This is a genomic window from Arsenicibacter sp. R0_47 (genome assembly GCF_057652235.1).
On sequence record NZ_JBYFCJ010000115.1, the window covers coordinates 1 to 520 of the forward strand.

1 protein-coding gene is annotated in these 520 nt (G+C 38.1%); it reads left to right on the plus strand.

Translation table 11 applies throughout. From position 1 onward, the window contains the following. Nucleotides 1–15 precede the first annotated feature (15 nt). Nucleotides 16–520, plus strand: a 505-nt coding sequence (locus tag AC23NW_RS36265; RefSeq protein ID WP_487455602.1) for a hypothetical protein, incomplete at its 3' end; no start/stop codon positions are given.

The window sequence follows — 520 nt, forward strand, 5'->3', positions numbered from 1 at the left end:
ATTAGCTATGGCTATATGAAATCGATAATAATAACCACACTGACCATCTTTATTGCATTGACTTCGGTTTTTGGACAGGATCGAAAAGACAGTTTACTGGTTTTTGTTGGCCAAAAAATTGAGGTTACGTATTCACCTTTACCGGAAGAAACGAAACCCCCTCATGCAGTGACAGCAACAGCAGGTAATGATACCCTTTATTTTAGTGATGTTTCTATAAATATGGACAGCCGCTATGTAGCAAAGTATAAAATACTGCAGATGGTTCACGGATCATATAAGGCCGATACAATAGCGTTTTTTGTTTTTGACCATTATGGAATACCGGCGTTCTCCCGATATCAAACTGTTTTATTATTCGTCTCAACGTACAACGGGGCATTATACCATGAAAAGTACCAGTTCTACAGTTTATACAGGACTAAAAACGGTAAGTGGGCAAGTCCGTATTCATCCGTAGACTATAATCACCCTTTTAAGGATAGTATTACCGTAAAACCGGAACGGATTCTATTTAAAG